The sequence below is a fragment of the Shewanella sp. SM29 genome, from assembly GCF_025654245.1.
GTDB lineage: Bacteria > Pseudomonadota > Gammaproteobacteria > Enterobacterales > Shewanellaceae > Shewanella > Shewanella oncorhynchi.
Map to the genome: position 1 here is coordinate 1 of NZ_JAKKRN010000058.1, position 9,189 is coordinate 9,189.

Genomic DNA, 9,189 nt, shown 5'->3' on the forward strand with positions numbered 1-9,189 from the left:
TTTAGGTAAATCTCGCCAAGGGATACCTGTTCTAAGGCGGTAAAGAATACCTTCGAATGTTTGTCTATGTTCAGGTTTGTCATAAACACGGCCTGTGCTTTTCATTAAATGAAATAGCTTTTCCCAGCGTTCATCGGTTAGCATAAGTCTTGGCATGGCTTGAGGTTATGGTTACTTTTGGCGAAGCAAATTATAACGTCTTGCCATGCTGTCTAAAAATCACTCTCGAAAGATCAACAGACCCTAATAGTTATGAATGGAATAACTCCCCTGCAAAGCCAATGATGGCCTGGCAAAGCGCTCTCATCATTATCAATAAAAAAACCATATTTAAAGCTCGATAGCCCTGCCAGCACGCCATTTACTAATAGTAATGAATGGAATAACTCCCCTGCAAAGCCAATGATGGCCTGGCAAAGCGCTCTCATCATTATCAATAAAAAAACCATATTTAAAGCTCGATAGCCCTGCCAGCACGCCATTTACTAATAGTAATGAATGGAATCTACTCCCCAGCAAAGCCAATGATGGCCTGGCAAAGCGCTCTCATCATTATCAATAAAAAACCATATTTAAAGCTCGATAGCCCTGCCAGCACGCCATTTACTAATAGTAATGAATGGAATTACTCCCCTGCAAAGCAATTGGCTGGCAAAGCTATCTCATCATTTGCTGCGCAAATGAATCCCAGTTATTAAACCGTATTTCACATTAAGTTAGCGTGATCTGAATAAGATTTTGACTATTTTAATTCGTACGGAGTCTCAAAAACTCAATAACTTAAAAGCACTAATTCATACCTAAAACATCTAAGACTCAATAGCCTTAACCCCATCAACTATACCTTACCACTGGATTCATTTGAATTCTGATAACGAACCTGCACTGTACTCGGCATCGCCTTAATCCGCAGTTCCACCATAGCATCAAATGCCATCATTAACGGCTGAACATCAAGGGTAGGATCGAGGGCGCTTAACATATAAGCGCAAGCTTCTAAGGTCGATAAACTATCGCTACGACTCGATTTACGGATCCGATAGCGCGATTCATAACCTTCAGCCAAATGCACCGCAGGATACTGGGTTAACCAAGGATTCAGCTGCAGCATTTTGAATGCCTTACGCCAAGTGCCATCGAGCAACAGCAATACACAATCAGGATTGATATGTTGCTGTTCAACACTCACACTTAACGCAGAGGGATAGACGAGATAAATCGGCTTATTACACGCCGCTAAATATTCCCGTAAACCTTTGAAATCAGACTCGCTTTCACCCACATAAACTTGCGTTTTAGGTACAGCAAGACTCAATACCCGCACACTATTCTTCTTATGTTCGACTTCACTCGGGTGCTGTAAAACCACCAACTGAGTCATTGGAGAGATAGGCTGAACGCTCGCACATAAGCAAGCATTTTGCGGATAACGACAGATAGCACAATAGTGACGGGACAAGCTTTACCCTCGGTTTAGTGAGTTATTTTACGAGTATACCAAAGGATAAAAGGGTATTAGACACAATAAAAAATACCCACAGTTCGCGGTCAAACAAACTGTGGGTAAAGGGTGTACTCTGTAATTAATCAGTGCCGCGAACTAATGCTCGCCAACTAACTGCTCTTGGTGCCAGTGGTCGAATCGACTCAGCGCCATCATCAACAATAAACCAATAGAAAACACGCCCATGACGAGTGCCACTGCATAAGGTGCAGTTAAATTCGTTTGCTGTATAAGTCCAGCTAAAACGGATGCACCACTCATCTGAATAAAACCTAGCATAGCCGCGGCAGTCCCCGCTCGTTCACCGAAAGCTGACAGTGCCATACTCGTCGCAGGGCCGAGTAAGAAGGCAAATCCCACACATAACAACATCATAGGTAACATGAAGTTAAAAGCTGCTGCCATCCCTGTATTTGGACCAAACTGTTGCCCCGCCACTGTCGCCACTGAAGACAAAACGAGTAAGGACAGAGCCAAAATAACCGTTGGACGATTACCCAGTTTGCGAATAACGATCGGTGCCGCAAAACAGGCCACGATATTGAACACAGCATTGAGCCCGAATAAACCACTAAACGCCAGCTCAGAAACCCCTAAATGCCCAATCAACCACACAGGCGCATAAGACACATAACTCAAAATAGCCGCCATAGCTGACATACAAGCAAAGGCATAAAACAAAAAGTGGGTGTTACCGAGTACAGGTTTGAATCTGCCCCAACGGTAAAGTGGGCCAGTAGTAACAGTGTTGGCTGGACGAGTCTCAGGTAAGCGATAACCGACAACGAGCATCATCAACATGGCATATAACGTCATGAAAACGAAGGTTGAACGCCAGCCGAATTGCATCGCTAACAAGCCACCTAAGGTTGGTGCTAAAGCTGGGATCACGCAAATCGCGCCATTTAAGTAACTGTAAATTTTAGCGCCTTCTTTTTGTGAGTAGCAGTCGCGCACTGCACTAAACACCACAATAGAAGTTGAACAGGCGGCTAAACCTTGCAGCACACGAGCAATCTGTAACCAATGAAATTCGATGGCCGCGGCAGCGAGAAGACTACTTGCGCCGTAGAGTAAGACCCCGAAAATAGCCACAGGACGGCGGCCATAACGGTCGGCTAATGGCCCAATCAACACTTGGCCTAAGCCCATGGCGAATAAAAACAATACGAGCGTGGATTGCACATCACTGGCAGATACGGCGAATTCTGTCGCCATAGTTGGCATTGAAGGTAAATAAATATCGATGGCTAATGGGCTGAGCAGCACCATAGACATCAGGATAGGTAACAGATTGCGCCGCATAAATAATCTCAGTTGATCAGGGAAAGGTATTTCAGTGGGCGCTATTTTAATTAACTCAAGGTATGAACAGAAATGGTATAATTTCCAAAGTAAATTTCCTCTGAGGAATATCTGTGAATATCGACAACTTAGCTAGAATCGATTTGAACTTGCTGGTCATACTCAAAGTGCTGCTAGAGGAGCAGAGTGTCACTCGCGCCGCCAGCCGATTACATATAAGCCAGTCAGCACTCAGTAAGAGCTTAAATCGACTCAGAGAAACCTTAGATGATCCCCTATTTCAGCGCACGGCGCATGGCTTAAAACCCACCGCGCACGCCCTCATTCTTGGGCAAAAACTGCCGAATATATTGCAAGACTTGTATCAACTCACTCAGCCTCCGACCTTTAATCCTGCCAGTAGCAATCGACAATTTTCTTTTGCCATGGTGGAAAGCGCCTATGAAACCTTAATCCCATATTTTATCGGCCCTATGCTGACCACGGCACCCAACGTCAAACTCGACTCCTATGTCTGGACCGAAAAATCGATGCAGGATTTGCAGCAAGGGCAAATCGACTTTGGCATTTCAGGGCGGGATTTGCATCCACTGTCGGATTTTCAAGTGGATCGCCTGCCCGAAGGGATTGCCTATCAAACATTATTTACCGATCAACAAGTCTGCTTAGTGCGAGAGGATCACCCGCTGATGGCGGCGCTCACCTCAGAACAATGGAATTTACCCCTTTACCTCGATATGGCCCATGTGCAGGTTCGTTGTGAAGGTAGTGATTGGTGGGCACTGGATTACTTTCTTGCCGATCTTGGGCATAGACGCCGGATCAGCACGACTGTACCCGACTTTTATGGTGCCGCCAGCGTTTGCGCCCACAGCAATTTAATCTTCACTCTGCCGTCGAGCTTTGCCCGTCACGCCTGCCAACTTTATCCGCTCAAACAACTGCCACTGCCTTTCGAATTTATGCCAATGGCCTATGTGCTGTTATGGCATCAAAGAAATGATGAAGATCAAGGGCATAAATGGATTAGAGAAACCATTTGTCAAAGTGTGGCTAAGTTATTCAATCCCACAGAAATGCTTTAACACGACAAAAACGGCCAGTAAAAAGCCCGACAAAGTAAAGGCTTTATCGGGCTAATATCGAGACAAACAATTAAGAATAGCGATTACAGAATAAATGTCGCGACTTGCGCATTCAGGTCATTAGCGCGAGCTTTTAAGCCCCTCGCCTGTGCCAAATCTGCCATGGCCGATGCGGTAATCTCATCGGTCACATCTTTAATCGCAACCGTATTCTGGGTTATTTCACCCGTCACTTGAGTCTGTTCTTCCGCTGCGGTAGCAATTTGGCCTGCCATATCTGAAATCACGTTGACCGCTTGCGTAATCTCTTCAAGGGCTTTCGCCGCGGCATTGGCATCTTCTACGCTATGACCCGCTAATGCTTGGCTGCTTTCCATCAAGCTGACTGCTCGAGCGGTAGTGCGTTGTAGCGTTTCAATCGTGGTATGTACTTCCTGAGTCGAATCCTGTGTACGACGTGACAGTACTCGAACTTCATCGGCAACGACCGCAAAGCCACGACCCTGCTCGCCAGCACGAGCCGCTTCAATGGCTGCGTTAAGCGCCAACAGGTTAGTTTGCTCAGCAATCCCTTGAATTGTCGCCAGGATGCTCGAAATGGATTTAGCATGACGGCTCAAGTCTTCAATGACATCCGTTGCTTGAGTCACTTCATCGGCGAGGGAATTAATCGAGTTACGAGTTTTATTCACTAACTCTTTGCCCTGTAAACTGCTCGCTGCAGACTGTTGAGCCGCTGTTGCCGTGTTCTCAGCATTGGCTGCAATCTCATTAGTCGCACTCGCCATTTCAGTTACCGCAGTCGCGACCATAGCGACTTCTTGCTGCTGACGTTGTAACTCCGCAACTGAAGTTTGCGTGGTGGCAAGACTACGTTCAGCATCGGCATCTAACTCATTCGCTAATTGGCGAATATGGCTGATCAGCTGATGTTGACTGCCCACAAAGCGGTTAAAGCTGTCGGCAAGCACGCCCACTTCATCTTGAGTGTCGACTGAAATACGCTGAGTTAAATCACCATTGCCATCGGCAATACGCGCCAGTGCCTGCGATACTCGGCTCAATGGACCCAGCAGGACACTTACTAGCCAAGAAATGGCTAATACACTTAAGATCAACACGAGTGCAGAAAGCCCAAACTGAGTGAGTAACAAGCTCGACAGTGGCGACTCTAGCGTTTCCTTATCAAGCACTAACACTAATTCCCAATCTGTATTAGGGATATCAACGCTCCAGACTAATTTTTCACGTCCTTCATTTTCAAAATACATAGGCAACAGAGTGCCCGCTGCACGGCTTTGTTCTGGTAAGTTGCGATTAAGCTCGTTATCGATTTCAGCTATAGGTTTCATCGTCTTAGCTTGATCTTTATAAGCGATCACTGTGCCGTCTTTGTGCATCATGATGGCATAACCGTTTGCCGGTAACTTCATGCGGTTGACCTCTTCGATAAGATTACTAATCGATAGATCTCCAGCAATAACTCCGCCTGCAACAGGCTCGGCCAAAGTAACAACTAAAATACGGAGAGGAATGTCGAGATATGGCTGGGTTATTATATTTCCTCCAGCTTGCATTGCCTCTTGATACCATGACCTTGTACGAGGATCATAATTTGAATAGTCAGTTGCTGGCTCTGAGTCTCTCATATTACCGTTTGACTCACCAAAATATGTCGATTCAAACCCTCCCGATTGCTTAGCCTGTTTCATTGCTTGCACAATGTCATGACTCAACTGCCCACCGATTCCTTTAACAATTTGCTGACGGCTTACGAGCCACTCACTGATAAGTAGCGCTTGCTGCTCACCAAGTCGTTGAGCCTGCTCTAAATTCACATCTAGTAAGACTTTCTTCTGACTTGAATAACTCTGCCAAGATAATAATAATATGACAGATGAAAGAGCAAGAATAACGGAAAAAAGAATTTTCTGCCTTAATGAAAATGATTTCATAATATATTTTTCACAAATAAAGACCTGATAACCATACCGACTAAATATAACAACAGCTATTTTTAGCAGCAGTGAGCTTACTTAGAAACGTAAAAATGAATTATTTCACGTTGACCATGAAAGATAAATAAATTAAAAATAAAATTTAATCTTAACAAACAAACTAAATTAGCCAAATTTAAATAAGCACAAAACATTAAACAGGCTTAGCAATGCATATTAATGCAAACAACTAAGAATTAAATGCAACTAAGAATTAAATGCAACTAAAAACTTCAAGTTAAAACAGTTATTAAGTGATTTTAAGATATTATAAAAAATAAACAGAATGGTACCTTTAAATAAAGGTATAATTAACTCATTATTGTATCATCACAAACAATCTTAAAAAGTAATACCTTCGCGCCGTCTAAGGCGCGGAGGAAAACTATTAGTTATTGTAAACCTACGATTGAAATTTACTTAAATATCTATTATTCAAAAAATCGAGTTAAGGCAACTAAAGAATAAATGTCGCGACTTGCGCATTCAGGTCATTAGCGCGAGCTTTTAACCCTCTCGCCTGTGCCAAATCTGCCATGGCCGACGCGGTAATCTCATCGGTCACATCTTTAATCGCAACCGTATTCTGGGTTATTTCACCCGTCACTTGAGTCTGTTCTTCCGCTGCGGTAGCAATTTGGCCTGCCATATCTGAAATCACGTTGACCGCTTGTGTGATCTCTTCAAGGGCTTTCGCCGCCGCATTGGCATCTTCTACGCTATGACCCGCTAATGCTTGGCTGCTTTCCATCAAGCTGACTGCTCGAGCGGTAGTGCGTTGTAGCGTTTCAATCGTGGTATGTACTTCCTGAGTCGAATCCTGTGTACGACGTGAAAGCACTCGAACTTCATCGGCAACGACCGCAAAACCACGGCCTTGCTCGCCAGCACGAGCCGCTTCAATGGCTGCGTTAAGCGCCAACAGGTTAGTTTGCTCAGCAATCCCTTGAATTGTCGCCAGAATACTCGAGATAGACTTAGCGTGACGACTTAAATCGCCAATGACATCCGTTGCTTGAGTCACTTCATCTGCGAGTGAATTAATCGAGTTACGAGTTTTATTCACTAACTCTTTGCCCTGTAAACTGCTCGCTGCAGACTGTTGAGCCGCTGTTGCCGTGTTCTCAGCATTGGCTGCGATCTCATTAGTCGCACTCGCCATTTCAGTTACCGCAGTCGCGACCATAGCGACTTCTTGCTGTTGACGTTGTAACTCGGCAACAGAAGTTTGCGTGGTGGCAAGACTACGTTCAGCATCGGCATCTAACTCATTCGCTAATTGGCGAATATGGCTGATCAGCTGATGTTGACTGCCCACAAAGCGGTTAAAGCTGTCAGCAAGCACGCCCACTTCATCTTGAGTGTCGACTGAAATACGTTGAGTTAAATCACCATTACCATCGGCAATACGCGCAAGGGCTTGCGATACTCGACTCAGAGGACCCAGTAACATGCCAACTAACCAAGAAATGGCTAACACACTTAAGATCAACACGAGTGCAGAAAGCCCAAACTGAGTGAGTAACAAGCTCGACAGTGGCGACTCTAGCGTTTCCTTATCAAGCACTAACACTAATTCCCAATCTGTATTAGGGATATCAACGCTCCAGACTAATTTGTCACGTCCTTCATTTTCAAAATACATAGGCAACAGAGTGCCCGCTGCACGACTCTGTTCTGGTAAGTTGCGATTAAGCTCGTTGTCGATTTCACCTATAGGTTTCATCGTCTTAGCTTGATCTTTATAAGCGATCACAGTGCCGTCTTTGTGCATCATGATGGCATAACCGTTTGCCGGTAACTTCATCCGATTAACACCGTCAACTAGGCTTGCGATAGATAAGTCACCACCCACAACACCTTGTGCGGTAGGCTGTGCCATAGTCACAACCAGAATGTTATAGGCAACATCCACGTAAGGTTTTGTCAAAATAAGACCGCGCTCACTGATGGCTTGTTGATACCAAGGGCGGCTGCGAGGATCATAGCCCGTACGATCAATACTCGGATCAGAATCCAACATTTGCCCTGCTTGAGAGCCAAAATAGGTCAGCTGAAAACGGCCCGATGCCTGTGCTTGTTGAAGTGTATTGAGGCTGTCACCTTCAACTTTGTTCGCCAGGGCTCCCATAATATCTTGGCGGCCAGCCAACCATTCTTGGATCCGCTCAGCCTGCTGTTCACCTAAGCGCTGCACTTGTTCTAGGCTGTTTTGTAACAGCTGGGATTTTTGGCTGGAATAACTTTGCCATGACAACAAACCAATCACGAGTGAAAGGGCTGCCACGACAGAGAACAGAATTTTTTGCTTGAGCGAATATGAGTTCATGTTGGCGTCTAATTAATTAACAAAGCAGTGAAACAAGAGGGTGTTTGAGCGGGTCGAACGAACATTTACAACCAATATAATAAGGCGGCTAACTGAGTTAAAACTGCAGTTAAATTTGAGCTGAATTTTCTCATATTCTGTACAGTTAGCAAAGAAATTGCTCAGATTTACATCAAAAAGATTTTAGCAAACACATATAATTAACCAACCGTTATTCGAGCAACAACATATAGATAGGCATGCGATCACATATCAAAGTAATGCGCAACACTAAAATGGCCTCCGGAGTAAAATAAAGTAAATTAATCAAGATTAACGTGACCTATACGCACTCGCTATTGCACACTAAATGTCCACTGCCTATCGAGGAGTTCTTATGATTTTTCAACAGTTCCAACAGAGCCCACTGCAGACCCGAATTTCTGGCCCACGGGCTTGGTTAGCGATGGCAATTAGCATTAGCCTAATTTGTTTATCACTATTTTTATTGCCCTTCGTGCTCTTATTTGGCGCGATTGCGCTCGGTTGTTTAGTCCTATTTAGCCGCTTTTATATGGCACGTCAGTTGGCTAAGTTTAATCAGGCTCAGGCAAGCGCAACGCAGCATGCCCACGCGACAGAGGAGCCGCAGAGTCAGGTTTATGGATCTGACACTATTGTTAGGGAATCTAATGCGACACGCCATCAAGGGCGCACTTTTGAGCATTAAAGAGGATGAACACTAGGGTCTGTTGATCTTTCGAGAGTGATTTTTAGACAGCATGGCAAGACGTTATAATTTGCTTCGCCAAAAGTAACCATAACCTCAAGCCATGCCAAGACTTATGCTAACCGATGAACGCTGGGAAAAGCTATTTCATTTAATGAAAAGCACAGGCCGTGTTTATGACAAACCTGAACATAGACAAACATTCGAAGGTATTCTTTACCGCCTTAGAACAGGTATCCCTTGGCGAGATTTACCTAAAG

The 9,189-nt window shown here is 44.7% G+C and carries 8 protein-coding genes and 1 pseudogene; 4 read left to right on the forward strand and 5 right to left on the reverse strand.

Annotated features, from left to right (window positions below):
• Nucleotides 1–156, reverse strand: a 156-nt coding sequence (locus L5L77_RS22055) for a transposase (RefSeq protein WP_263185135.1), incomplete at its 3' end; no start/stop codon positions are given.
• Nucleotides 157–524: 368 nt separating this feature from the next.
• On the opposite strand from L5L77_RS22055, the gene L5L77_RS22060 reads away from it, so the two are divergent.
• Nucleotides 525–698, forward strand: coding sequence for a hypothetical protein (locus L5L77_RS22060; RefSeq protein ID WP_263185132.1), 174 nt, complete (start codon nt 525–527; stop codon nt 696–698).
• A 140-nt stretch (nt 699–838) separates the two neighbouring features.
• Here L5L77_RS22060 and L5L77_RS22065 read toward each other — a convergent pair whose 3' ends face one another.
• Both L5L77_RS22065 and L5L77_RS22070 read right to left on the reverse strand, forming a co-directional pair.
• The gene (locus tag L5L77_RS22065) at nt 839–1,459 is read right to left on the reverse strand and encodes a tRNA-uridine aminocarboxypropyltransferase (protein WP_263143281.1); all 621 of its coding nucleotides are present in this window, start codon (nt 1,457–1,459) and stop codon (nt 839–841) included.
• Nucleotides 1,460–1,600: 141 nt separating this feature from the next.
• A complete protein-coding gene (locus L5L77_RS22070) occupies nt 1,601–2,809 on the reverse strand; it encodes a multidrug effflux MFS transporter (RefSeq protein ID WP_113940291.1) in 1,209 nt (402 codons plus the stop codon).
• 113 nt (nt 2,810–2,922) lie between these two features.
• Between L5L77_RS22070 and L5L77_RS22075 the strand changes: the two genes are divergently transcribed.
• A complete protein-coding gene (locus L5L77_RS22075) occupies nt 2,923–3,894 on the forward strand; it encodes a LysR family transcriptional regulator (RefSeq protein WP_113940290.1) in 972 nt (323 codons plus the stop codon).
• Between the two features lie 83 nt (nt 3,895–3,977).
• On the opposite strand, the gene L5L77_RS22080 is transcribed toward L5L77_RS22075, so the two are convergent.
• Both L5L77_RS22080 and L5L77_RS22085 read right to left on the reverse strand, forming a co-directional pair.
• Nucleotides 3,978–5,849 (reverse strand): methyl-accepting chemotaxis protein, encoded by a 1,872-nt coding sequence (locus L5L77_RS22080; protein ID WP_263143284.1) that lies wholly within the window; start codon nt 5,847–5,849, stop codon nt 3,978–3,980.
• A gap of 499 nt (nt 5,850–6,348) precedes the next feature.
• Nucleotides 6,349–8,220: a methyl-accepting chemotaxis protein gene (locus L5L77_RS22085; protein ID WP_263143286.1), complete on the reverse strand. Its 1,872-nt coding sequence runs from the start codon at nt 8,218–8,220 to the stop codon at nt 6,349–6,351.
• 376 nt (nt 8,221–8,596) lie between these two features.
• On the opposite strand from L5L77_RS22085, the pseudogene L5L77_RS22090 reads away from it, so the two are divergent.
• Nucleotides 8,597–8,945: pseudogene (locus L5L77_RS22090) on the forward strand (hypothetical protein).
• Between the two features lie 87 nt (nt 8,946–9,032).
• On the forward strand, nt 9,033–9,189 hold a 157-nt coding region (locus L5L77_RS22095), incomplete at its 3' end, for a transposase (protein ID WP_263185135.1).

Bases quoted from the DNA above. Each gene is read 5' to 3' on its own strand.
- L5L77_RS22070 (WP_113940291.1), bottom strand. From the start codon at position 2,809: ATGCGGCGCAATCTGTTACCTATCCTGATGTCTATGGTGCTGCTCAGC.
- L5L77_RS22060 (WP_263185132.1), top strand. From the start codon at position 525: ATGATGGCCTGGCAAAGCGCTCTCATCATTATCAATAAAAAACCATAT.
- L5L77_RS22085 (WP_263143286.1), bottom strand. From the start codon at position 8,220: ATGAACTCATATTCGCTCAAGCAAAAAATTCTGTTCTCTGTCGTGGCA.
- L5L77_RS22080 (WP_263143284.1), bottom strand. From the start codon at position 5,849: ATGAAATCATTTTCATTAAGGCAGAAAATTCTTTTTTCCGTTATTCTT.